The 24,198-nt window shown below is 38.2% G+C and carries 20 protein-coding genes; all 20 read right to left on the bottom strand.

The window, feature by feature from the left end; translation table 11 throughout:
• Window positions 1–11: 11 nt before the first annotated feature.
• Window positions 12–434, bottom strand: coding sequence for a hypothetical protein (locus tag G592_RS0106230; protein ID WP_028247064.1), 423 nt, complete (start codon window positions 432–434; stop codon window positions 12–14).
• A 194-nt stretch (window positions 435–628) separates the two neighbouring features.
• Window positions 629–1,609: a D-alanyl-D-alanine carboxypeptidase family protein gene (locus G592_RS0106225; RefSeq protein WP_242830145.1), complete on the bottom strand. Its 981-nt coding sequence runs from the start codon at window positions 1,607–1,609 to the stop codon at window positions 629–631.
• Complete coding sequence (locus G592_RS0106220; protein WP_028247062.1) at window positions 1,593–1,988, bottom strand: methylglyoxal synthase; 396 nt, start codon at window positions 1,986–1,988, stop codon at window positions 1,593–1,595. Before G592_RS0106220 ends, G592_RS0106225 begins: the two co-directional genes overlap by 17 nt.
• The gene (locus G592_RS0106215; protein ID WP_028247061.1) at window positions 1,989–3,104 is read right to left on the bottom strand and encodes an FtsW/RodA/SpoVE family cell cycle protein; all 1,116 of its coding nucleotides are present in this window, start codon (window positions 3,102–3,104) and stop codon (window positions 1,989–1,991) included.
• Window positions 3,105–3,785 carry a septum site-determining protein MinC gene (locus tag G592_RS0106210; protein WP_028247060.1) on the bottom strand — a complete coding sequence of 227 codons (681 nt, stop codon included), beginning with the start codon at window positions 3,783–3,785 and terminating at the stop codon, window positions 3,105–3,107.
• A 28-nt stretch (window positions 3,786–3,813) separates the two neighbouring features.
• Window positions 3,814–6,663 carry a penicillin-binding transpeptidase domain-containing protein gene (locus tag G592_RS0106205; protein WP_051194778.1) on the bottom strand — a complete coding sequence of 950 codons (2,850 nt, stop codon included), beginning with the start codon at window positions 6,661–6,663 and terminating at the stop codon, window positions 3,814–3,816.
• A complete protein-coding gene (gene mreD / locus G592_RS0106200; protein WP_036951844.1) occupies window positions 6,650–7,195 on the bottom strand; it encodes a rod shape-determining protein MreD in 546 nt (181 codons plus the stop codon). The genes G592_RS0106205 and mreD overlap by 14 nt, the downstream gene beginning before the upstream one ends.
• A complete protein-coding gene (gene mreC / locus G592_RS0106195) occupies window positions 7,188–8,051 on the bottom strand; it encodes a rod shape-determining protein MreC (protein WP_028247057.1) in 864 nt (287 codons plus the stop codon). The genes mreD and mreC overlap by 8 nt, the downstream gene beginning before the upstream one ends.
• 12 nt (window positions 8,052–8,063) lie before the next feature.
• Window positions 8,064–9,077 carry a rod shape-determining protein gene (gene mreB / locus G592_RS0106190; protein WP_028247056.1) on the bottom strand — a complete coding sequence of 338 codons (1,014 nt, stop codon included), beginning with the start codon at window positions 9,075–9,077 and terminating at the stop codon, window positions 8,064–8,066.
• A 48-nt stretch (window positions 9,078–9,125) separates the two neighbouring features.
• Entirely contained in the window at window positions 9,126–10,412 is a 1,287-nt protein-coding gene (locus tag G592_RS0106185; RefSeq protein ID WP_028247055.1) for an aminotransferase class I/II-fold pyridoxal phosphate-dependent enzyme, read from the bottom strand.
• A 1-nt stretch (window position 10,413) separates the two neighbouring features.
• Window positions 10,414–11,352: a tRNA (adenosine(37)-N6)-dimethylallyltransferase MiaA gene (gene miaA, locus G592_RS0106180; protein ID WP_028247054.1), complete on the bottom strand. Its 939-nt coding sequence runs from the start codon at window positions 11,350–11,352 to the stop codon at window positions 10,414–10,416.
• The gene (mutL, locus tag G592_RS0106175; RefSeq protein ID WP_028247053.1) at window positions 11,352–13,235 is read right to left on the bottom strand and encodes a DNA mismatch repair endonuclease MutL; all 1,884 of its coding nucleotides are present in this window, start codon (window positions 13,233–13,235) and stop codon (window positions 11,352–11,354) included. Before mutL ends, miaA begins: the two co-directional genes overlap by 1 nt.
• Window positions 13,235–15,844, bottom strand: a complete 2,610-nt coding sequence (mutS, locus tag G592_RS0106170) for a DNA mismatch repair protein MutS (protein WP_028247052.1) — start codon at window positions 15,842–15,844, stop codon at window positions 13,235–13,237. The genes mutL and mutS overlap by 1 nt, the downstream gene beginning before the upstream one ends.
• Before the next feature lie 20 nt (window positions 15,845–15,864).
• A complete protein-coding gene (locus G592_RS0106165) occupies window positions 15,865–17,448 on the bottom strand; it encodes an NAD(P)/FAD-dependent oxidoreductase (RefSeq protein ID WP_028247051.1) in 1,584 nt (527 codons plus the stop codon).
• Window positions 17,449–18,660 carry an aminoacetone oxidase family FAD-binding enzyme gene (locus tag G592_RS0106160; protein ID WP_028247050.1) on the bottom strand — a complete coding sequence of 404 codons (1,212 nt, stop codon included), beginning with the start codon at window positions 18,658–18,660 and terminating at the stop codon, window positions 17,449–17,451.
• A 4-nt stretch (window positions 18,661–18,664) separates the two neighbouring features.
• Window positions 18,665–20,347 (bottom strand): putative polysaccharide biosynthesis protein, encoded by a 1,683-nt coding sequence (locus G592_RS0106155; RefSeq protein WP_028247049.1) that lies wholly within the window; start codon window positions 20,345–20,347, stop codon window positions 18,665–18,667.
• Window positions 20,348–20,354: 7 nt separating this feature from the next.
• Window positions 20,355–21,491 carry a DUF3048 domain-containing protein gene (locus tag G592_RS0106150; protein WP_028247048.1) on the bottom strand — a complete coding sequence of 379 codons (1,137 nt, stop codon included), beginning with the start codon at window positions 21,489–21,491 and terminating at the stop codon, window positions 20,355–20,357.
• Between the two features lie 19 nt (window positions 21,492–21,510).
• Complete coding sequence (ybeY, locus tag G592_RS0106145; RefSeq protein ID WP_028247047.1) at window positions 21,511–22,008, bottom strand: rRNA maturation RNase YbeY; 498 nt, start codon at window positions 22,006–22,008, stop codon at window positions 21,511–21,513.
• Window positions 22,005–23,198 carry a hypothetical protein gene (locus tag G592_RS0106140; protein WP_028247046.1) on the bottom strand — a complete coding sequence of 398 codons (1,194 nt, stop codon included), beginning with the start codon at window positions 23,196–23,198 and terminating at the stop codon, window positions 22,005–22,007. Before G592_RS0106140 ends, ybeY begins: the two co-directional genes overlap by 4 nt.
• Before the next feature lie 13 nt (window positions 23,199–23,211).
• Window positions 23,212–24,198: a PhoH family protein gene (locus G592_RS0106135; protein WP_028247045.1), complete on the bottom strand. Its 987-nt coding sequence runs from the start codon at window positions 24,196–24,198 to the stop codon at window positions 23,212–23,214.

The raw sequence follows: 24,198 nt of genomic DNA, 5'->3' as shown, positions 1-24,198 counted from the left end.
TATTTTTGATATTATAAAGATATAACTATCTTGCCTTTAGCATTCTCAGGTAAATCCTTTTCATTTCTACTAACTGACAAAACAAATTTAACATCAAACATGTTGCAAATCTTATCAAGCTTATCAAGGGCAACTGTAATACCTTCATTTGTGTCAATATTTGATACTGTAAGGAAACTGTCTAAGAAAACCTCTTGGATATCAGAGTTCTGAGATAAAACTCCGCTTAAGAAACCTAAAAATTCATCAGAAGAATCGATTGGATAATCCCCCATATTAATCAAACGAATCTTAGAATCGAGCTCATACATGTGTTTTGTATTCTTGTCGATGTAAACAATTGAACCATCCACCTTTTGGATGTCACTGTTTACCTTATCAAGTAAATACTTTGTCTTGCCCTTGCCCTTCTCGCCTGAAATAATCTCCACCATGTCAAAATACCTCCCTTATAAGTAATATTTTATAGTGCCCTCTGTCGTTCAAGAGTAACTATTTATTTGTTATATACATTCTAACATAATGTGTAGAAAACCTAAATAACAAAAACAAGATTTGTTCAAAAAATATGCTTATAAGGTTATTAATGTATAGAATAATTGGCCATAAACATCTGAAATTTCAGAAATTATATACAATAATTACTTAGTATTTCGTTCATCAGTAGATACAGGTTTCCTCTGCAATCTGCATTGAAAACTATAGAGATAATCTTATCATGCTCTTCGTTCTCTGATAAAAGTACCAGACAATATCCTGCGGCTCCAGTAGTTCCAGTCTTTCCGCCTAAAATCGTAAAACCTGCTGGCTTTTTGATCTTACCGGATTGATACTGGTTTGTAGTAGTCCAGTCTACTGTTTTTGATTTGCCACCACTGGTGTAATTTGCAGTGTAAGATGTGGCAGTAAAAATACTATAGAAGTCTGGGTTCTCTATGGCCGCATTTAGTATCAAATACATGTCATATACAGTTGTGTAATGATTTTCATCGTGTAATCCATTAGGAGTAATAAAATGGGAATTTGTGGCTCCAAGGGACTTTGCTGTCTCATTCATAAGATTGGCAAATGTCTCAACATCACCACTAATGCCCTCTGCTATGGCGATGGCTGCATCGTTACCAGAGCGAAGCATAAGACCATATAATAAATCTCGTAATGAAATTACATCTCCCTCTCTTAAATTTATAACAGAGGAATCACTTGCCTGTTTAACAGCGTTGGCGCTGACTGTATAGTATTCATCAAGATTACCATTCATACAGGCAATATATGCTGTAAGAATTTTGGTAGTAGATGCCGGATAAAGCTTTTCATGTATAGACTGAGCATAAACTGTAGACTGCTCTGTTACATTAAAAGCTCCTGCTCCAGACGCAACCTGTGAATCTACAGCAGAAGTTCCTAAATCATCTGAGTTAGCTACACATAAATTCTTTGCAAACAATTCAACATCAGAAGACGCACCGTTCTGAGTCAAACCATACTCAAAGGATGTGTCGTAAAGCTTATAGCTGGTCACATCCTCCTGTTCCTTGCCACATCCTCCTAAAGAAATAGAAAGTGATGCTATAAGAATACAGGATAATAATTTATTTATACATTTCACGCCACTCAAGGTCTCCTCTATCTAATGACTTTATAAGCAGCTCCGCTGTAGCCAGATTTGTGGCCAGTGGAATGTTATGGGCGTCACAAAGCCTTACAATATTATTTACATCAGGCTCATGGGATTTTACGGTAAGTGGATCTCTAAGGAAAATAACCAAATCAATCTCGTTCTGTTCAATCTGTGCGCCTAACTGCTGTGTACCGCCAAGGTGGCCAGCAAGATATTTATGCACTGAAAGATTTGTTACCTCCTCTACCAGTCTGCCAGTAGTTCCTGTGGCAAAAATTTCATTTTTGCTAAGAATTCCTCTGTAAGCAATACAGAAATTCTGCATAAGCTTCTTTTTGGAATCATGAGCTACCAATCCAATGTTCATTTAAAATAGCCTCCCGTTATTATTTTTTGATTGGATGCCAACATTTAATACAATACCTATTCCAAAATACACTGTAACCAGTGACGTAAGGCCATAGCTTACGAAAGGAAGAGGCAAACCGGTATTTGGCATCAAACCGGTGACTACGCAAATGTTTACAAAGCTCTGGAAACCAATAAGTGTGGCCATACCGACACAAATAAGCTTTCCAGAAACATCCTTTGCTCTCTTTGCGATAAGTAGTATTTCTATCGTGATAAAAAATATCAAAAGTATAACTAAAGCCGAACCAACAAATCCTAACTCTTCTCCCGCAACTGCAAAGATAAAATCTGTGTGAGGTTCTGAAATGTAATTACCATTCTTAACAGAATCGAAGGAATCATTGCCAAGTCCCTTTCCTAAAAGCTGACCTGAACCGATTGCCATAATAGAGTTCTGCTGCTGATATGCACCCTGAGGATATTTCTCAGGCTTGAGCCAGGCAAGGATACGACCACCCTGATAGTCTTTTAATATAGTCTGGCCGTCCTGCATTACAAGTATAAGCAGAATGATAATTGATGGAATTGTAACTCCTAAAACAATAGCTACAAGTTTGTAACTTAATCCCACTACAAACATCATAACACAAATTATCATCATTGTGACTATAGTAGTGGATAAATCTGGCTCTTTTTCTATTAAAAATAACGGAAAAGCAGATAAAAGTATGGTCAAAGCAAGAACTTTTGGCTTATTTATGTCTTCTTCATGCAACATTAAGAACCAGGAGAAGAACAAAATCAAAAGAATTTTACCCAACTCAGATGGCTGGAAACGAACTCCCACTTCAATCCATCTGGTGGCACCACCGGCTTCATCGCCGAATAATAGAACGGCAATAAGTAAGGCAATAACCAATCCGTAATAAACCCAATGGAAATGAAGAATAAAATCATAATCTATAAGAGTCATTACTCCCATTACAATTACACCAAGAATCATACCGATAATCTGCTTTTGCTGGTTTGATTCATTAGCACTGCCTATTACAAAAATACCAATAATGGTAAGTGTGATGACTGCTAATATTAACTTTATATCAAGATTTTTAAATCTATAATTGTGAAACATTTATTTTATCCTTTTTAATAATCCACTGCTGAGTGGTTCTGCCAAGAGCTCGTGGTTCCATACGGAAATACCAATAGGCTCTTCTTTTGAACGTCTAACTCTAAGTGACCATTTCTCCTGAAGCTTTATTTCGCCGGTGACTGTTCCAATTTGAATATTCTTGGAATTAAGCTCACCAGCTACGATATAGCAACCAGTGTTGTCAGGGTATCCAGCGTGGCATGTGCCATCAAGGCTGCCAAGAACAATGATATTGCCCTTTGCTCTCACGCTGGCCTTTGATTTTACGTCGCCAAGAATAATAAGACTGGAATCAGATGTGATTTCGTCCTGTTTTGTTACGCTGCCTCTGATAATCTTTGCATTCTCGAAAATCTCATCAGTATAAAATCTGTCTATCTCACCTAACATGCGAGTGTCTTTATACTGATTATTTTCATTTAGAAGTATAATTTTTATTTTTGAATTAAGCTCGATTGCCTGGATGATAACAAGTCCTTCTTCGTTGGAAATTTCACGTCCAAAGGTCTCGAGAATCATGGAAGTCTCACCGAAGAAATCGGCAGACTTTGCGAACTTCTCGCAGATAGCCCGCACTAAATCCTCAAAAGGAATTGTGGCATCAAGTTGTAACGACAAACCGTATTTATTACTTTTTAATACTACAGGATCGTTAGCCAAAATGTACCTCCTAGAATTTTAAAATGTATTAATCAGTAAATTCGTTTTCTGAATTAGATACTGAGTTAGCCTCACCATTAAGGAGGTCTTCTGTAGAAGAAACACCGAAATAATAAGACATAATATCTTTTGAAACAGCAGCTGCATTATGTGATGTATAACCATAGGCGATACGTGTTGCAATTGCAATTTCAGGATTGTTATATGGAGCAAATCCAATAAACAAAGCGTGGTTAGGTCTGCTTTTAACCTGCTGAGCAGTACCTGTCTTACCTGCAACTGGTACTGAGAAATTGTTGAAGGATGAAAGTGACTCTGTAACCATCTTCATACCATAGTGGATGGCATCCCACTGTCCAGCGTTAAGTACATCTACCTGATTTCTAATGGTTGGACTGTAGCTTTTTACAACATTGCCTTCTGAATCTCTAACACTGTCTAATAAAGTAAGATTGTAAACGTTACCTCTGCTGGCAATTGCAGTTGCATATCTTGCAAGACCAACAGTTGTAAAGTTGTTATCTGACTGTCCGATTGCGGCCATGACAGGGTATTCAGTGGCAATATGAGGAGAATTCTCTTCTATTTCCACACCTGTTGTCTCGTCAAGTCCGTAAAGAGAAGCATACTTTTGAATCTTTTCGATACCAGTAACATCGTTGTATGCTCCGTCACCACCAGATAATCTCCAACCTACTTCGTAGAAGAAATAGTTACATGAATCTCTGATAGCTTCTGATACATTGATGCTACCGTGGTTACTAGGATAAATCCAACATTTAGGATTATTTGAAACCTTAGTATACTGACCAAGATCCACAATCTCTGTAGATGTTGTGATAACGTTTTCTGCCAAACCTGCTGTAGAGCTGACAATCTTAAATGTAGAACCAGGAGCTGTTCTCTGCTGTGTAGCATAATTGTAAAGCGGATTTGATGCACTGTTTGTAAGGTATGCATAGTAATCCGAATCAACAGAGTTGGCAAGGCGATTATTGTCATAGCCTGGATATGTAACCATAGCTAATACTTCGCCAGTCTTGGCATCCAAAATAACTGTAGAACCTGAACATGGATCCAAAGCAATTTGACCTGGAGTAAGCTCAAGATTCTTGATTTTTGAAAGCATAAACTCATAAGATGAGATTCTTCCGCTGCTAAGCATTGCATATGTCTCAGGATCTTCTTTTAAGACACCCTGGTCATAAAGAATTAAGCCAAGCTGTGTACCGGAAATACGGTCATCTAAGAGCAAATATTTGTAAATAAGCTTCTGGAATGATTTATCATTTCCGAGATACTCTAGAGTGTAGTCGATTAAGTCGTTGTACAACTCCTCTGTATCTGCATATTTAGCTTCACTCTCATATTTTGTAATATCAATCCAGTTCTGTTCGATGGCATATAACAAATACTTATTAACGGCCATGTTTTCTGATGTCCAGCTTTCCTGAACTTCAGAAGATGTGTCGATAGCTGAAGAATCAAAGATTCCAAGACTCTTAAGCTTTGTGACAATGTATGTAGAATATGCCTGATACTCATCTGGCAATTCATTGTAAACTGCTTCGTTGTTAACGTTTAACTGCGATTTGAGAGCGGCAAGAACCTCTTTTTCTTTTACTTTATATGCTGCTAAAACAGCCTTTTCTGTATCTGTAGCATTTTCATCTTCAAAAGCTGTAGTATCAATGATTCCGTTTGCAATTAAAGAGTTATATACATCGTAAATAGGAACAACTACATCTGAAGAAGATGCATGCTCAGATGCATGGTACTGCTTTATATTGGCAATCTTTGAATATAAAATACCAGCAATCTCCTGCTCAAGAAGTGTATATGTAGCTTTCTGTAAATCCATATCAATGGAAAGATAAACATCATTTCCAGATACGGCAGCTGTGTAATCACCCTCTGCGATAGTGTTACCTACACTATCTACGAATAAAGTCGAAGTACCTTTTGTTCCTGAAAGGTAATCGTCCATGTATTTTTCAATACCAGATTTACCGACAATGTCTGTAGCTTCTACAGTATCATCTTTTGCTGATCTTGCCTTGTATTCATCAGTAGAAATCTGTCCTGTATAACCAATGATATGGGCAAAATATTCGCTGTTGGCGTAGCGTCTTAATGATTTTTGCTCGATAGCTACACCTGTAAGTTCGTTAACATTTTCCTCAATAAAAGCAACAGATCTGTCAGAAACATCTGACGCGATAACTGTTGAGATGTATTTCTGATATGAATTCTGACCCATGTTATAACGGACTACCATTATTTCATAGCGAAGCTTTTTGTCGAATTCATCGGAAATGTTGTATACTCTCTCTCCCTGAAGATATCCAATAATATCATCTGCTGTGGCATTAGCTTCGTCTATGCCAAGCTTTTCATTAAACTCAAGGTCATCTACACTTGTTTTTCCGAAAACATCAGCTCTAAAACGCTGAAGTGTGCTGCCTGAGTACATGAATTGATATGAACCGGATGAATCTATATAAATTGGGAAATTGTTATCTATTGCATCACCGTTTGATTCTAGCTTGGTAATGATTTCTGCAATTTCAGAATTGAGGGACTGACTCTTCTCCTTTTTGCTTGAATAAGAACCGTTATCCTGGATAGTTACAGCGTAAACAAGTTCGTTATAAGCTAAAAGGTTTCCGTTACGATCGTATATATTACCTCGTGTAGCTGGTATAGTCTCAGTTTTTTCAAGCTTCAAATTATAGTTGTCCTGATATTCGCTACCATTGATAATCTGCAAATAAAAAAGACGTGAAATAAGGACAGTAGCAAAAAGACCCATTACTACTGAAATCACGCGAATACGTGAAGAAAATGCATTTACAAAAAAGTCCTTAATAATTTCCAATTCTATCAGAACCTTTCTTTTCTAATTTTTCTAGCCAGTTATTAATGTATAAAATTATGTAATAAACAAAAATAGACACAAGTAAAGTATAAACAACCTCAGGTAAAATAAGATTCATTAAATAGAATGTAAAATTATACTGAGATTTGACAGCATAAAGCGCTAAGTAAGAAAATACTCCGTAAATAAAATCACTGGTGCCAATAAGAATCAAAGGCAGCTTTAAATCGTCTCCGAAAAACTGCTTTTTAAAAAGACCATTAAGAAGGCCAATGTACATATATACAAGAGCATAAAATCCAAACAACGTACCAGAAAAAATATCAAGCAGGAGTCCTGTGCAGAACCCTACTACAATACCATGGCGTCTACCCTTCATAAATCCGTAGGTAGCAACAACACAAATCAAAATATTAGGAGTAACTCCCGCTAATCTGTAGCGGGAAAAAATACTTGTTTGAAGTAAAAAACAAACATATATGATAAGTGCTATAACCAATATTTTCTTTAAATATTGTTTGAATTTACTCACTCTTATAGGACTCCTTTAGCTGCTTAATAACAAGTACCTCTGACAAATGCTTAAAATCAACTACTGGAGTGATTGTTCCTGATTTAGAAAGGTCATTTTCGTCTTTATTGACCTCTGATACGTATCCGATAAGGATACCTGGGACATATTTATCAGAAATATTAGAGGTGACAACCATGTCACCAATGGCAACCTTATCTGCACTGTCATCTAAGTTTGAAAATGTAATAAGGTTGTTTAATGTCATTTTTTCAAGAGAACCAGAAACGATACAGTTGTCCTCTGTAGATGAAATAGTAGCGCTGACATTTGCGGTGTCATCAATAATCGCTCTTACTACAGCATATGAATCACCTACAGATGAAACGATTCCTACTAATCCTCCATCTGCAATAACATTCATATTGACCTTGATACCGTCTTTAGTACCCTTGTCTATTGTGAAGGTGTTAAACCAATTAGAAGTGCTCTTTCCAATGATACGAGCACCTGTGGTGTCGTAATCATAATAGCTCTGATCCAGCTCATATAACTTCTGAAGCTCATCAAGCTCATCCAGCTTAAGCTCCATGTTGCTGATTCTGGAATTTAACTCTTCAACCTGAGCCTGTAATTCTTCGTTTTCAGCAACAAGCTCTTTTCTGGTCTTGGTGTCCGCTGAAGAAATGGCTATAGTACTGCCAATATAATCAATACCCTTTTGCATAGGGATGAAAATGTGGTTGGCAATAGTCTCAAGTGGGCCACCTGTAAAACCTGTGGAATAGCTGAAGAATAAAAGCATTACACAAATAATAGATAATATTGTGAGCAAATATTTACTTGGAATACCACCACTTGCTTTTCTTTGTCTCATAGTACCTCTGTATTATTTGAAAATTCTAGTCTTCATGCTATAGCCGTACTGCTTGTACTTTGTATCAGAAAGGACCTGACCAAGGCCACGTACGCATGATTCCTGAGGATCTTCGATAGCATTAACCTTAATGTTTGTAACTTCTGAGAATAAATCTGTAAGCTGATGAAGCTGAGATGTACCACCTGTAAGATAGATACCAGAATGAACGATATCCTTTGCAAGCTCTGGTGGAACCTTCTCAAGAATAAGCTTAACGTTTGTACAGAAGCTCTCTAAGTCATTCTTAATAGCGTTGTAGATAACATCGCTTTCGATTTCCATCTCGATAGGAAGACCGCTGACAACGTCACGACCAACAACTGTAAGCTTCTCTCCTCTGCCAGAAAGTGCTGAACCAATCTCTTCCTTAAGCTGCTTTGCTGTCTTCTGACCGATAACGAGATTGTAGTTTCTCTTAAGGTGAGTAACAATAGACTCGTCGATCTGATTGCCGCCAAATGGAAGAAGCTCAGATAAAACAAGGCCACCAAGAGAAATAACTGAGATTTCAGTAGTGTCTGCACCTAAGTCTACAACCATAACACCTGTAGGCTCAGAAACGTCAAGACCCATACCGATGGCACAAGCAATAGGCTTCTCGCATACTCTTATTGAATGTGGCTTGTTCTTAGACTTTGTGAATAAATCTGAGAAAGCCTTCTTCTCTACTTCTGTGATGTCTGTTGGAACTGCAACAACGATGTCAGAACCCTTAATCTTGCCCTTAAGATCCTTCTCAAGAACCTCAAAAAGCATTGTCTGCATATTATCGAAATCAGCGATAACTCCTGAAACTATTGGGAATGAAACATCGATAGTATCTGGAGCCTTCTCATACATTGAATAAGCGCTATCTCCGTATGAGTACATCTGATTTTTGTTAACAATAGCGATAGTATTTTTGATGTTTAAAATTTGACTGTTAGAACCACTGAAAATCTTGAGATTCTGTGTTCCTATATCAATACCGAATGAACCTGGCATAGCTTTCCTCCAAAAAATTTTTAGTAAAAACCCATAATCATTAAAATTTTAGCACAGTTGACTAGGGTTCACAAGGTTGGCATCTACAAGTTTTTGCAGTGATTTAAGGATACCAAGCTTGGCATGATTCCATGTTAAACCACCCTGGAAAAAGGCTGTATATGGTGCTCTAAGTGGGCCATCTGCAGAAAGTTCAATAGATGAACCCTGTACGAATGCTCCTGCTGCCATAATAACCTGGCTGTCGTATCCTGGCATATCCCAAGGCTCTGGAGTAACGTATGAATCTACAGGTGCTGCCGCCTGAATTCCCCCGCAGAAAGCGATAAGACCTTCTGGCTTGTTAAATGTAACAGCCTGAATAATGTCGTATCTTGGCTCTGTTGCATTTGGAATGCAAAGGTATCCAAGCTTCTCGTATACATTTGCTGCAAAAATAGCGCCTTTTAATGCTCCTGCTACTACTGTTGGGGCAAGGAAAAATCCCTGATAGAAAGACTGCATGATTCCAAGTGAAGCGCCAACCTCCTTTCCAAGGCCTGGGCTTGTAAGTCTGTGGGCAGCATTTTCTACGCATGCCTTTGTACCAACAATATAACCGCCGATTGGAGCAAGACCGCCACCTGGATTCTTAATGAGAGAACCAACGCACATATCAGCTCCTACCTCTGTAGGCTCAATCTTCTCAACAAACTCACCATAGCAGTTATCTACCATGCAGACGATGTCTGGCTTAATTCCCTTGATAAATGAGATAAGCTCTCCAATTGCCTCTACTGAAAGTGTAGGACGATTTGCATATCCCTTTGAACGCTGAATAGTAACAAGCTTTGTGCGTTCGTTAATGGCTGCCTTAATACCGTCAAAATCGAATCCGCCATCCTCAAGTAAATCAACCTGTGCGTATGTGATTCCATATTCAGCAAGAGAACCATTTGAAGGACGAATACCGATAACTTCTTCCAATGTGTCATATGGCTTACCTACTGGAGATAAAAGCTCATCACCAGGACGTAAGTTACTCATAAGAGCAAGTGCAAGTGCATGTGTACCACATGTAATCTGTGGACGAACAAGAGCATCCTCTGTCTTGAAAACTGAAGCGTATACTTTTTCAAGTGTATCTCTTCCCACATCATCGTAGCCATAACCTGTAGATGTGTTAAAGCACTCTGCAGCAACTCTGTGCTCCTGCATTGCCTTAATAACCTTTAGCTGATTGTACTCTGCCACTTCATCAATCTCGTTGAAGCGAGCTTCCAAATCCTTAATTACAGAAGAGCCGTAATTGTAAACTTCGTTTGAAATTCCAAATTCTTTATAAATATTTAACACCTTATATAATTCCTTTCTCTTTTAAGGTTTGTAAAATTTTATCTAAAAGCTGTTGTTCTGTTTTAAGCTCGGTTTTATCTAGCCAGACAACTTCTTTTTCTCTTCTAAACCATGTAAGCTGTCGCTTTGCATAGTTTCTTGAGTTCTTTTTGATAAGCTCTAAGGCATCAGCAATAGGCATGTCACCATGGAGGCTTGAAATGATTTCTTTATAACCAATGCCATCCATTGAAGTCATGCCAGGCTTGCAGCCCTCTTCAAGAAGTGATTTAACTTCTTCTATGAGACCAGCTTCAGCCATCTTATCAACTCTCAAATCTATGCGATTATACAACAATTCCCTATCATCATTTAATACAAAATATGCGAAATTATAAGGGCTAATTCTGTCTCTTTCACGCTTGTTATGTACTGAGAATTGTTCTCCGGTCTGTTTAAAATATTCCAGAGCACGTATTACGCGTTTTCTGTTGTTGGCAGGAATTGATTCTGCTGAATCTGGATCCACCTGTCTAAGCTTTTCAAGAAGGGCTTCGTTGCCATTCTCATCAGCGTATTTTTCAAGATAATCTCTGTATTCCTGATCAATTTCCTGGTCTGTAAACTGAATGTCATATAAAATCGCCTGAATATAAAAGCCTGTGCCACCACAGATAATTGGAATCTTTCCCTTTGCATAGATTTCATCCATTGCTTCAAGAACCATTTCCTTAAAACGAACTACATGAAAATCTTCCTGTGGCTCGATAACATCAATAAGATGATGGGAAACACCATCCATTTCATCAGGCATAATTTTCGCAGTACCTATGTCCATTCTTTTGTATACCTGCATGCAGTCAGCAGAAATAATCTCGCCGTTTATAGCCTTGGCGAGATTAATTGAAAGTGAAGTTTTACCAACTGCTGTTGGACCTGTGAGTACTACTAAATTTTTCATTAAATTATCCTTTTAAACTTTTTACCCAGCTCGTACTCCGAAAATGAAATCATTGTTGGTCTGCCGTGAGGACAATGATATGGATTTTCCAGTTCGAGCAATTCATCTATAAGTGTTTTGATTTCCGGAATGGAAAGTCTGTTATTTCCCTTTACTGCAGCCTTGCATGACATTGAAGCTACCTTTTCAATAATCATATCAAAGGAATCACTGGCCTTGTATGACTGGCAGTCAGCCAATACCTCAAGGAAAAAGGCCTTTGGATCAAGATTCAAAAGATTGCCTGGAATGCCGTTAATAGCAAGCTCATTGCCACCAAAGGACTCTACTCTGTAGCCCAGCTTTTCAAAAGCCTCTCTGTAGTTTTCAAAAAGCAGCACATCCTGTGGTGAAAGGGAAACTATAACAGGAGGACTTATCATCTGAGAAGTCATCTCGTTATTTTTAAGTCTGGCCATAGTCTTTTCAAATAAGACTTTTTCGTGGGCCGCATGTTGGTCGATGATATACATGTTTTTATCGTATTCAACAATCCAGTATGTATCAAAAACCTGACCTACTATCTTATGTTCTTTAACAGCCTCTTTGTTGAGGAAGCTGATCTGTTCGTATTTCTCACCGCCTCTGTTTTTCTCAGCGAATTTCTTTTCGTAAGGTGTGTCGCTGTGAATCTGTGCTGTTATAGACTGCTTGATTCTCTCTAATCTATCCCTCTCAAAAGGTTCAGGAGTTTTTACTGGCTTTGGAGGTGGTATTATCTCTGGTTCCCTGACAGCTTGTGATGCTGCAGGCTTAACTTCAGTCTGTGGCGCAGGCTGTGATGTATATGCAGGCTGCTGAATAATAGGCTGAGGTTTTACTTTTGGTTCATCTATGGGAGACTCAACCACATCTTCTCTTTTGCGTAGTCTCTGATTAATTATCTTTGTAAGAAGCTCACAAATCTGGGATTCATTTTCAAAACGAACTTCCTGCTTTGTAGGATGTACATTTACATCTACAGCTGAATCCGTAAATGCGATATTGATTACGAAAAATGGATACTGGTGCCCCATTAAAAATCCGTAGTAACCTTCTTCGCATGCACGTGATAAATTATTGCTTTTGATATATCTTTGATTTACAAAGAAATGCTCGAAAGCTCTGTTTCCTCTTGCAATAATGGACTGGCCAATAAAGCCGTTAATCGAGACTTTATCGTCACTATAATCTATATCCAAAACGTTTGATGCTATCTGACGACCATAAATCTGATAGATGGTATCAGATAATGAACCGTTGCCGGATGTCATGAGTTTTTCTTTTCCGTTAAGAAGAAACTTAAATGAAATCTCTGGATGCGAAAGAGCAAGATGCTCAACAACGTCAAACACATAGCTTCCTTCAGTGCTCTCTGATTTCAAAAATTTCTTTCTGGCAGGAGTATTGTAAAAAAGCTGTCGTACAATAAATGTAGTGCCATCAGGTGCACCAATATCTGTAAGTGAAATCTCCTTTGCACCTTCTATAATATAGCAGGCACCAAGAAGTGAATCCTTTGTCTTTGTAATAAGCTCCACCTTTGAAACAGCTGAGATACTGGAAAGTGCTTCACCTCTAAAACCAAGGGAACGCACATTATCCAAATCTACTGCAGATGAGATCTTTGATGTGGAATGGCGAAGGAATGCAATTTGTATCTGGTCCTTATCGATTCCAGATCCGTTATCGGTTATACGAAGATACTCTATTCCACCGCCCTTGATTTCTACAGAAATGGCAGTGGCACCTGCATCGATACTGTTTTCAATAAGCTCTTTTGCAACAGAAGCTGGACGCTCCACCACCTCACCGGCAGCAATCTTATCAATTGTTTCCTGACTAAGTAAATTAATTTTTCCCATTATTCATCAACCTTATTGTGAAACTCAAATAATATGTTCATGGCTTCAAGTGGAGTGATTTTTGTAACATCAAGCTCTCTTAAACCTGCGATTATTTCAGCTTCGTTTTCTGAAATGGTTACCCCTTCAAGAGATTTTAACTTCTCTTCTACCTGCTCCCTGATGGAAATTCTATCGGCAACAGCCGCTATATCATTCTCATTTAAAGAATTAACTATTGTTCTTGCTCGGCTAAGTACTTCCTCTGGAAGGCCGGCAAGTCTAGCTACCTGAATACCGTAGCTCTGGTCTGCACCGCCAGGAATAATCTTTCTAAGAAAAATAATATCCTCACCAAGTTCCTGCACTGCAATACAGTAATTGTGCACACCTTTTATCTGACCCTCAAGCTCAGTAAGCTCATGGTAATGAGTAGCAAAAAGTGTCTTGGCGCCAATCGTATATGCGATATGTTCTACAACTGCCCATGCAATTGAAAGCCCATCGTATGTAGATGTGCCTCGTCCAATCTCATCTAAAATCAAAAGAGATTTATTAGTGGCATTATGAAGAATATTTGCTACTTCATTCATCTCTACCATGAATGTAGACTGGCCAGTAGATAAATCATCGCTGGCACCTACACGGGTAAAGATACGATCAACAACACCGATTCTGGCCTCAGATGCGGGAACAAAACTTCCTATCTGAGCCATAAGAACAATAAGAGCCACCTGACGCATGTAGGTAGATTTACCAGCCATGTTTGGACCGGTAATAATTGCAATTGTTCTGGAATCCAAATCAAGTTCACAATCATTTGAAATGAACTGATCTGCATTAATCATCTGCTCAACAACAGGATGACGTCCATCCTTGATATCAATGATGCCACGATTATCAATTACTGGTCGAACGTAATGATTCTTCTCTGCAACTACTGCCATAGAAATAATGGCATCTAAAAGAGCGATAGCCTTTGCAGTAATCTGAATTCTGTCCACGTTTGAAGCGATGGTATCTCTGACTGTTTTGAAGAACTCGTACTCGATAGTGTTGAGACGGTCTTCTGCACCTAAAATACTGTCTTCAAGCTCTTTTAATTCTGGAGTGTAGTATCTTTCTGCATTTGCAAGGGTCTGCTTTCTTACGTAGTAATCAGGAACTAAATCCTTATATGAATTGGTAACCTCAAGATAGAATCCAAATACCTTGTTAAACTTTATCTTGAGATTTTTGATACCAGTTTTATCTCTTTCCTTTGCCTCTAAATCAGCAAGCCACTGCTTTCCATCTACCTTTGCAGCACGAAGTCTGTCTACTTCTTCATTAAAACCGGCTTTGATGATGTCACCGTCTCTAGATGAAATAGGTGGCTCATCATCAATCGCTGAATCAATAAGCTCGAATAAATCTTTCATGTCATCAATGTTTGAATTGGTATCATCCAAAAGATGACAATGGAAGCCTGAAAGTAAAGTCTTTATTGGTGTAAGCATTCCAATAGACTGCTTGAAAGCTATCAAATCACGTGGATTAGCTGACTGATAAGTTATCTTTGTGATAAGACGTTCTAAATCATAAACTGAAGAAAGATATTCTCTCAGCTCTTCTCTATCGATAAGAGATTCATTGATCTCTGAAATAGCGTCCTGACGTTTTATAATTTCATCAACTGATACCAGAGGCTGCTCGATAAAGCTTTTAAGCTGTCTTGCCCCCATAGCTGTCTTTGTCTTGTCTAAAACCCAAAGAAGTGAGCCGCGCTTTTGCTTGTCGCGCATGGTTTCTGTAAGCTCTAAGTTCCTTCTTGTTGAATTATCAAGAAGCATGTATTTTCCATCTGTGTATGGAGTGATATGTGTAAGGTGAGCAAGCTCAGTCTTCTGAGTATCTTTTAAGTAGCTTAAAAGTGCACCTGCTGCCACCCTACCATACTGGAAATCCATCAAACCAAGTCCCTCTAATGAGTGAGCATGGAAATGATTTAACAACTCTCTTGTAGAAAGTGTATCGTCGTAGAATGATTCATCAAGCTGAGACAAGGCACTTTCGATTTTCTGTGAAACCTCAGTAATATCAATACCTGATTCAAAAATAGATTTTGAATAGATAATCTCAGCTGGATTGAATTTGTAAAGCTCATCAATAAGCTTTCTGATGCTGTCTACTTCTGTAAGGTAAAAGTCCGCTGTGGAAATATCACAGGAGCTGACACCAAATACACCTCTGTTATAAAAGATAGACATAATGTAATTGTTACTACCCTCATCAAGAGCCATCTGGTCAATATTTGTACCAGGTGTAACAACTCTGATTACTTCTCTTTTTACAAGGCCTTTGGCTTCCTTTGGATCTTCTACCTGTTCGCAGATAGCTACCTTGTAACCCCTTGCCACAAGTCTGTTTATATAAGCATCTGCAGCATGAAATGGAACGCCACACATAGGTGCGCGCTCTTCCATACCGCATGATTTTCCTGTAAGTGTAAGCTCTAATTCTCTTGAGGCTGTCTTGGCATCCTCAAAAAACATCTCGTAAAAATCACCTAATCGGTAAAATAAGATACAATCTTCGTATTCTGCTTTAGTCTTAAGATACTCCTGCATCATTGGAGTGTATTCTGCCACTATTTATTCCCACCTTATTCTTATAAATTCTGATTTGCTATCACAGCCTCAGCTACTTTAAGTCCGTCCATGGCTGCAGATGTGATACCGCCTGCAAATCCAGCTCCTTCGCCGCAAGGATATAATCCTCTGATGTTGGATTGGAACTGTTCATCTCTGTTAATTCTGACTGGTGAAGAAGTTCTGCTTTCGACACCTGAAAGAATTGCATCGTATCTATCGAATCCCTTTATTTTAGAACCAAAATGACCCATCGCGTCAATAATAGATTGGTTAATTTCCTGAGAAAATATATCAGAAAGAAGACCGAAGGCTGTGTAACCCTTTGTTTCTGAAGAAAAATCACCGTATCCATTAGACATGCGATTCTCTTTAAAATCACCGTAAAGCTGCTGTGGAATCTTTCCTGAGGCAAGAATAAAGGCTTTGCCCTCTATCTGCCTTTGGAATTCGATTCCAGCAAGAGGATTGCTTTTGTCAAATTCTGAAGCGCCGACAGAAACTACAATAGCGCTGTTAGCATTATGGCTGTCACGTTTTGAATAGCTCATTCCGTTTACAACCAGACGATTCTCCTCAGAAGAAGAATTAACTACAAAGCCGCCTGGACACATACAGAATGAGTAAACACCACGGCCATTATCAAGATTATGAGCAAGCTTATATGGAGCGGGCTCGAGTTTGTTATACTGCGGTCCGTACATGGTCTCAGAAATCATAGCCTGTGGATGCTCGATTCTGAATCCGACAGCAAAATCCTTTGCCTCCATATCAAAGCCAAGATCATAAAGAGTCTTAAATGTATCTCTGGCACTGTGGCCAATGGCAAGAACAACAGAATCACTGTAGTAAGTCTCGCCCTTTGAGACAACACCCTTGATTTTTCTGTCTTCAATAACAAAATTATCTACCTGAGAATCGAAATGGAACTCGCCTCCAAGGCTGATAATTTCATTTCTCATGTTGGCAATAACCTGCTTTAGAATATCGGTGCCAATGTGTGGCTTTCCATCGTATAAAATATTGGACTGAGCGCCAAACTTTACAAACGTCTCTAACACAAATTTATTTCTACCAAGCTTGTCATTAACAAGCGTATTGAGCTTTCCATCAGAGAATGTACCGGCACCACCCTCACCAAACTGAACGTTTGAAGCTGTGTTTAATACACCGGTCTCCCAGAATTCTAAGATATCTTTTGTTCTGTCATCTACCTTTTTACCACGTTCAAAAACGATAGGATTCATATTGTTTAACGCAAATACATATGCTGCAAAAAGACCTGCAGGGCCTGCGCCAACAACGATAGGACGTGACGAATTGTTATTAGCTGATGGTAAAGTATATACCTTTGGCTTGTACGTATTTACGTTATTGTCTTTAGTACATTTTTTTAGAACCTTGGCTTCCAAAGCGCCATCTAAAGTAACAACAACGGAATAAACGAAAAATAAATCAGGCTTTTTTCTGGCGTCAATAGAACGCTTTAAAATCTGAAAATCTCTAATGTCTTTTTCGTTTACTCTAAGTTTTTTAGCTATTGAATTAATTATTTGATTATCTTTTGCTGAAATATCAAGCTTCAGCTGGTCAATTTTAATCATTTACACCTCTTTTATTATTGCATCTGCTGCTTTTGAAGCTGACAGATAAGCCCATGTAAGATTATAACCACCGCAAATACCATCTACATCAAGTACTTCCCCTGTGAAGTACATACCTGGACAAGTCTTGGCTTCCATCGTCTCAAGGTCAATACCATCTAAATCAACACCACCGGCTGTAACCTGAGAATTGTCGAAGCCCTTTGTACCCTCTAAACTGATTGCAAAATGCTTGAAGAAATAAACCAGATTATCTATATCCTCATCATCAAGCTTTGAAACCACGGTGTCTCCGTATATACGTGCATAGCTCACAACTGTCTGAATAACCTTTTCGTTTGAAAGTCCATTAAGACTGGCAAGAATTGCAGCTTCACCATTTCGGCTAAATCTGTTTTTTAACTCTTCTTTTAGCTCATCATCAGTCATGAAATATACGAAGTCTATTGTTAAATCAGAAAGCTTTTTATCCAGCTCATCAAATCCTATGTATCTACTGATGCACATAACAGGATATCCTGATACACCATCTTTATTAAACTGAATCTCACCTTCACAGCTAGCGTCTCTGTAAGAAACTTTTCCAACTGCACGAACTCCCGCCAAATCCTTAAGGCAAATATCCTTTGAAACTACACCAACCAAAGCTGGAGCGAGCTTAGTCACCTTCATTTTAAATTTTGTAGCCATCTTGTATCCGAATTTTGAAGAACCAAGTGTAGCTGCTGAAAGACCACCAGATGCCACGCATACTTTCTTTGCTTTAATAACGGATCTGTGTGTGGTAACAGTGAAGATGTCATCCTTTGCGATATCTGTAACACGATTATCTAAATAAACGTCAATTCCCAAAGCGTTAATCTCGTTTTCAAGTGCATCTCTAACTGTCTTAGCCTGATTTGTAATTGGATAATAATATCCATCAAAATCTCTTTCGATAATGCCAAGTTCTCTGAGGAAAGCAATTACCTCCTCGTGTTTATCATCGATAAATGAAAGATCATGCTGGCTATAGTAAAACTGGTCTCCCATTCGTCTGTTTGTGAAATTGCATCTTCCATTTCCAGTTGAAAGAATACGTCTGCCCACTACTCTGTTAAGGTCTGCTAAACAGACCAAAAGACCTGCCCTTGCAAGTTTAATTGCAAGAACAAGTCCTGAGAATCCAGCTCCAACTATACAGACGTCGTAAATCTTTTCGTTACTATCCATAAGTCTACCTCAATAAATGTAAGCTATAAGCAATGCTGCAAAGCTTAGCTCCACCTGGGAACTTCATTAATGTCTCTTCATCTACACCCTTAAATAAAAGCATAGAAACAAAATATACAATAACGCCTGCAATGATAGAAACGATGCAAGCAACGAAATTGGCAATGTTAGAAGAAGTATTTAGTGAAACAAGACCATAAAGAAGTCTGTAAACCAGGTATACAATTATGCCCATAAGTGCACTTGCCTCAAGTGGAGCAAGAAATACCTTTTTAATATCAATTCTGGCACCTGAATATTTAAGTACTGCAGATTGATTAAGGAAGCACATAAGGAGTGCATAAAACGCATTTGCGATAATTACAGCATAAATGTGAAGATCGAATACTTCCATTAACAGGAATAAAAATCCTACGTGAGCAAATAATGCTATAAGTGCATTTTTAACAGGAATAGTCATCTTATCCAATCCCTGTAATATACCATTTGAAAGTGTAGATAATGAGTAGAAAATAATCGAGCATCCACCAATCATAAGCATAAGTCCTGATGACTTTTCAGTATCGTTAAATAACAACTGCATAATTGGGGAAGCAAGTACCATCATTCCCACACAGCAAGGGAATGCGATAACCATAACAAATCGATTGGCCATATTAATCTGCTTCTTTACAAGAGCACTATCATTAGAATTAAATGCTGCTGTAAGGCTAGGAACAGTGGATGCTGCCATAGCAGATGCAATAGCAAGAGGCACATTTATAAGAACCTTATACTGACCTGTAAATACACCCCAGCTCTCGCTGATGGCTGCAGCGTCATGTCCCTGATAAAGGGCAAAGTTCTTAAAAATACCCTGATCGATAATAGAACTAATATTGTAAACCGTAGTACTTAAAAGTACAGGTATAATTGTCATAATTAAAGTGGACATAATCTCATTATATCCTTCAGAATTTCTGTGCTTATCCTTTTGAATCATCTTCTTAAATACTTTTTTGAAAGCAAAGAAAATGAAAAGTACAAATATTAAGGCAAAGGCTGCACCTGTTGATGTACCAAGAGTACCTCCGGCTGCACCATATGCGGCAGCATAACCTTTAACATTTCCAAGTACACCACCCACTTTTTTACCATAACTAAATAAAATGTTGGCAGCTACTACAGAAACGATTGCGTTTACTATCTGCTCTCCAATCTGAGAAATGGCACTTGGAATCATGGTGCCAAGACCTTGGAAGAAACCTCTGAATACACCTAAAATAGCAACTACTAGAAGTGTAGGAGCAAGGACTTTAAGTGCGATTGCAGAAAGAGGTGTCTTTAAAAGAGAACCTGTGAAAAATTCTGCGCCAAAGAAAACTATTAATGATGCGCTACCACCTGTTATAAACGCAAAAAGAAGGGCTCCGTGCAAAACCTTGTTTGCGTCCTTTACGTGCCCTTTAGCCATTCTTGCTGATACCAGTTTTGAAACTGCAAGAGGTATGCTGTAAGAAGATATAAGCAATATTATGTTATAAATTTCATAAGCGGTACCATAGTAATCATTACCCGTTTTACCAATAGTAGCCGTAAGTGGGACTCTGTAAATAAGTCCCACAATACGGCTGATAATTGATGCCATAGCAAGGATACTACCCTGCATCAGGAATTTGGTATCGCTACGTTTATTTCTCGTAGTCATAAATTAATTATTTTGCCTTACTAAAATCGTTTTTGTTTGCGTAGAATACATTCTCATCGCTGTAATCATGCTGGCAAGCCTGAATCCAAGTTGTACCAATGTTTAACTGAATTTCTTCGCCTGTAGCTAAATCATAGTAGTGAGTGATGTCGCTATCGCCATCCTTTGACCAAGCAATATCAATCATCTTACCATTTGTGATGTACTTACCTGTACCTGTGTTGTATGAAAGAAGGTATCCAAGGTACTCAGAACCCTGATAAATCCACCATGCAACATCTTCGATGATAATGTTCTTGGCTGTGAGCTGCTTACCAGTTGTAGCATCAACCTGCTTCTGGTTAAACTCATATCTGTAATATAATCCATCATCCTCATTGTAAATCCAATAAGGCTTGTTTGTGTAATAGTAGAGCTGAATTGCCTGGCAATCCTCACCATTTTCAAGTGTATTACCATTCTGAGCAAACTTGAAATGTGGCTCGTAGTTTGCAGGTAATGTCATGTCATACTTCATCTTCTCGAGACCAATTCCGATACCATCAGAGTTGGTATATAAAGTATGCTCGCTAGTACCTGTTCTGTATGTAGCAGCGCTACCCTTCTTACCCTCAAGCTTAAGAGCGTTAAGGTTCTGAACTAAACCGCCGTCAATAAGTTCAAATGCTGCTGGGTTTCCACCTGCGTGCATATAAACTGCATCATACTCACTTGCAAAATATACATAGTATGGTCTTGCGCTTCGAACGTTACCAATCTGGTCAATTCCAGTATAGTCATCGAAAATAGCCATCATACGTGTGATGCCACCCTCAACTACACATTCATAAATTACACCAGCGTTACCAATACCATACTGAGGCAAACATGCCTTTGTGTTTTCAATCATTACTGCGACTGGGCGTTGTCTTCCATATTTTGGATCTACCCATTCACCATTAAGGTAGCTTCGAACTCTTCCGTCCTCTGATACCTGATCCCAAAATGCTGCGGAATCATCAAGAACCTCAACATTTTCCTGCTCCTCGGCAACTGCAGAATCTTCAACTTCAGCTGCTGGAACTTCTTCATCCTTCTTACCACATGCCATTAATGACATTGCCATAGTGAGAATGAGCATTGCAGATACTACCCTTTTCTTCATAGATTAGTGTCTCCTTTTCTTAGTTTCGAGATATTTTAAGAATATCTAAAATCTCTCTCTGTTTTTCTTCCATAACAGCAGCATCAGCCTCTGTCATGTGATCAAACCCAAATAAATGTAACATACTATGGGCTATAAGAAAAGCGTACTCACGGAGAACGGAATGACCGTATTCTTCAGCCTGGGATAAAATTCTAGGAACTGAAAGAACTATATCTCCAAGAATAACTTCTCCTGTCTCGGGATTAAATAAATCATCGTCGTTTTCGATATCATCAAAAACGCCTGGCTCTGAATATTCTATCATTGGAAATGAAAGAACATCAGTAGGAGCATCTATATTACGGAATTCTTTATTAATAGCCTGTATTCCGTCGTTATCAGTAATTGTAAGACTGATCTCCGCTTCATATGGGAATTCAAGATGCTCGATAGCTGTGTTGATTACATCATTTGCTACTTTTTCATAATCAAAGTCAAAATCAAAATCACACTCAGTTTCAATAAAAATTGTCATGCTAAAATGTCCTCGTTAGCTAATATATTTCTAATTACCAAAAACTGATTCATAGAAAGGCTTGAGTTATCATAAAAACCTTTCTGTGATAATTCATTAATGGTTTGATAGATAACCATATTCTGATTCCAGGTAGAGCTCATTGCATCTTTATCAAACAGCTCCACTTTTGTAACTACAGAATCAACCATGTGAACTATGGCAGATTCTTTTGAACTAGGCAAATAAATAATGCCGCCATACTCAGCCAAAATTTGAGTCACATCATTTGGGAAACAATAATCAGCAGCAATTTTCAGAGCGTTATCAATCATTGGCTCGCCCTCTATTTTGCCAAGCCTGTAATAAAAACCGCCACAGGCTGCCAGTTCTGAATTAGCGTTTATTGCTTCCGCACATTTACGAGATAAAATCGATACTCTGCTGGCATGCTGATATTCGATGAATGAAAAATTCCTAATATCCTGTACCAGAGTGTAGTCCTGGCTGAGGAACATCTCGTAATTGGTATGCTGGGAATCATCAACGTACTTTTTGAATAATGGCACTATTGCAAGTGTACATACACTGGCTATAAAACCATCAACCAGACCGAAAAACAAAATCGATAATGATAATTCCAAATAATTAAAGTAATAAAAAGTAATGGAAACAACTGTGGTGATTGCAAAAATCAGAATTAAAATATACAGTCTTTCCAAGCCTTCTTTTTCTTTTATAAACTGAGCAAATATTGTTCCAAAGGCTACTAAAGTAACATAACAGAGAACAATAAATATGCTGTAATCCAGACATATGGATGTGACAATAACAAGATACAGGCTCAGTACGTTTGACAGACTGTCATCAAATACTGTTTTGCAAATAATAGGTAACAATATGAATGGCGCGAAAAAATCAGGCGCCAGTAATGCGCACAGGAACGTAATTATCCATGTCAGCAGTACTATAAAAGTGATTTTTCCGTATGTAATATAGTTAAACTCTGGAAGCGCCCCTTCTAACCTTTTCCTGATAAGAAGTAACACAAACAACAAGAAGAAGCATACATTAATGCCCATTATGCAAATAAACTTATCTATGAGTACGGCATTTAACATACATAATACTGTATTTGCGATAATGAAAATCAATGCCATTCCAACGGTATATCCAATCCTAATTGAAGAGAACCTATTGGTGTGTTTCATTATTCAACCCTTTTTATTTTGCCCTTTTATTTTTGTTTTGTAATTTTTTCTCGTGTGTTTCGTATGCGTTAACTATCTTTTGTACAAGTGGGTGTCTAACAACATCCTTTGAATCTAATGTACAAATCTTTATATCATCAATATTTTTAAGAACTTTCATGGCGTCATCAAGACCGGATTTTTGACCGTTTGGTAAATCCTTCTGAGTCTGATCACCAGTGATAACTGCTTTTGAACCAAAACCAATTCGTGTAAGAAACATCTTCATCTGAGCTGGTGTAGTGTTCTGAGCTTCATCAAGAATGATGAAAGAATTATCAAGTGTACGTCCTCTCATGTAAGCAAGAGGTGCTACCTCGATAAGTCCCTTTTCCATGTTTCTCTGGAATGCCTCAGCTCCCATTATCTGATAAAGCGCATCGTATAATGGACGCAAATATGGGTCAACTTTGCTCTGAAGATCTCCAGGAAGGAATCCCAGCTTCTCACCTGCTTCAATAGCTGGTCTGGTAAGAATGATTCTGGAAACCTCTTCATTTTTAAAAGCAGTAATTGCCTTTGCCATGGCAAGATATGTCTTACCTGTACCGGCAGGACCAACACCAAAAACAATCATGTTATTGCTGATGGCGTCCACATATTTTTTCTGACCAAGTGTCTTTGGCGCTACAGGCTTGCCTGTGGTGGTATGACAAATAATTTCACCTCTCGCTTCAGACACATCATGACTTTCAATTTTTTCTTTTTCAATAGACATAACGTAGTTTACATCCTGTGCTGTGATAATATTCCCTTTTTCTGAAAGAGCTAAAAGTTCATCGATAATGATTTTACCGTGTTCTACTCTCTTTTTGTCACCTATCAGCTTGATGGCATCATCTCTAAGAATAAAAGAGATATTCATGCCATTTTCGATAGATTTAATGTTTCTGTCGAACTGACCAAAAATATTGTCTATATGGTCAGAGGGAATACTGATATTTAAAGTAAATTCATCCAT

It is taken from the genome of Pseudobutyrivibrio ruminis CF1b (genome assembly GCF_000424005.1).
Classification (GTDB): domain Bacteria; phylum Bacillota; class Clostridia; order Lachnospirales; family Lachnospiraceae; genus Pseudobutyrivibrio; species Pseudobutyrivibrio ruminis_C.
Note: the sequence above shows the minus strand (reverse complement) of the source record. Positions and strands in the feature narration are given on the sequence as shown.

Coding starts and splice junctions, on each gene's coding strand:
- G592_RS0106230 (WP_028247064.1), bottom strand. CDS start 434: ATGGTGGAGATTATTTCAGGCGAGAAGGGCAAGGGCAAGACAAAGTAT.
- G592_RS0106220 (WP_028247062.1), bottom strand. CDS start 1,988: ATGAACATTGGATTGGTAGCTCATGATTCCAAAAAGAAGCTTATGCAG.
- G592_RS0106215 (WP_028247061.1), bottom strand. CDS start 3,104: ATGTTTCACAATTATAGATTTAAAAATCTTGATATAAAGTTAATATTA.
- mreC (WP_028247057.1), bottom strand. CDS start 8,051: ATGAGACAAAGAAAAGCAAGTGGTGGTATTCCAAGTAAATATTTGCTC.
- mreB (WP_028247056.1), bottom strand. CDS start 9,077: ATGCCAGGTTCATTCGGTATTGATATAGGAACACAGAATCTCAAGATT.
- miaA (WP_028247054.1), bottom strand. CDS start 11,352: ATGAAAAATTTAGTAGTACTCACAGGTCCAACAGCAGTTGGTAAAACT.
- mutL (WP_028247053.1), bottom strand. CDS start 13,235: ATGGGAAAAATTAATTTACTTAGTCAGGAAACAATTGATAAGATTGCT.
- G592_RS0106165 (WP_028247051.1), bottom strand. CDS start 17,448: ATGATTAAAATTGACCAGCTGAAGCTTGATATTTCAGCAAAAGATAAT.
- G592_RS0106160 (WP_028247050.1), bottom strand. CDS start 18,660: ATGGATAGTAACGAAAAGATTTACGACGTCTGTATAGTTGGAGCTGGA.
- G592_RS0106155 (WP_028247049.1), bottom strand. CDS start 20,347: ATGACTACGAGAAATAAACGTAGCGATACCAAATTCCTGATGCAGGGT.
- G592_RS0106150 (WP_028247048.1), bottom strand. CDS start 21,491: ATGAAGAAAAGGGTAGTATCTGCAATGCTCATTCTCACTATGGCAATG.
- ybeY (WP_028247047.1), bottom strand. CDS start 22,008: ATGACAATTTTTATTGAAACTGAGTGTGATTTTGATTTTGACTTTGAT.
- G592_RS0106140 (WP_028247046.1), bottom strand. CDS start 23,198: ATGAAACACACCAATAGGTTCTCTTCAATTAGGATTGGATATACCGTT.
- G592_RS0106135 (WP_028247045.1), bottom strand. CDS start 24,198: ATGGATGAATTTACTTTAAATATCAGTATTCCCTCTGACCATATAGAC.